Genomic DNA, 880 nt, shown 5'->3' on the forward strand with positions numbered 1-880 from the left:
TCTGCGGGTGCGCCGTGGTGCCGGTTGGGCGGCACGACGCGCGGCCGGTGCCGCGAGTTGCCGCTCGACGCCGTGGCGTCCGCGTCAGCATGGGCGCTACACGTTCGGCTGAACGCCGCGCGCCGGTTCGTTTTCCTGCTTTGCCGCGTAAACGCCGAATGAGCGGAGTGTGGCGCTCCCGCTCGTGTACGGCCCTTGAGACACCCCCGCCGCGCCGCGGCGAAACGGACGTTTACGCGCTTTCTATACCCTGACGCGATCCTTTGCCGCGATCTTCACGCGAACCTTCATAAGATGGTTGCGTGGAAACGGAAGCCGCACGCGAGATCGCGCGCAGGCAGCCGGCTCGCGTGACCGATGCCGGCTGCTGCTGCGCGAGGCGCGCCGGCAAAAGGAAACCGCCATGTCTCTCGCACCCGTGACAGGCCTGCGCCCCGCGCAGCCGGGCCATCCGCGCACGGCCGTACGCTCGATGTTCGACCCCGCGCTCGTGCGCCCGGCGATCGCCGATTCGTTCCGCAAACTCACGCCGCGCACGCAGTTCCGCAACCCGGTGATGTTCTGCATGTACGTCGGCAGCATCCTGACCACGATCCTGTGGATCGCCGTGCTGTTCGGCCAGGCCGAAGCCCCCGCCGGCTTCATCGTCGCGATCGCGCTGTGGCTGTGGTTCACCGTGCTGTTCGCGAACTTCGCCGAAGGACGCTCGAAAGCGCAGGCCGTATCGCCGCGGACGGTGGCGATCACGACTGCGCGGCGTCACCCGTCGCGGCCGTGTGTATCGCCGCCACCTTTCGCGAGGCGCCAGGCAATCGTGCCGAGCACGCCGACCGCGACGACCAGCGCGCCCCACAGCACGTAGCGGCGCGGGGCATCCGTA

At 69.1% G+C, this 880-nt stretch carries 1 protein-coding gene and 1 pseudogene; one reads left to right on the top strand and one right to left on the bottom strand.

Going from position 1 to position 880, the window contains the following annotated elements; genetic code table 11:
* Positions 1-472 precede the first annotated feature (472 nt).
* Positions 473-736, top strand: a pseudogene (locus tag G3N96_RS38740) (potassium-transporting ATPase subunit B); the annotation flags it as partial.
* A gap of 23 nt (positions 737-759) precedes the next feature.
* On the opposite strand, the gene G3N96_RS39605 reads toward G3N96_RS38740, so the two are convergent.
* Positions 760-880: DUF3999 domain-containing protein (locus G3N96_RS39605; RefSeq protein WP_241023044.1), on the bottom strand; the 121-nt coding region annotated here is incomplete at its 5' end.

Source organism: Burkholderia sp. Se-20373 (assembly GCF_017104705.1).
GTDB lineage: Bacteria > Pseudomonadota > Gammaproteobacteria > Burkholderiales > Burkholderiaceae > Burkholderia.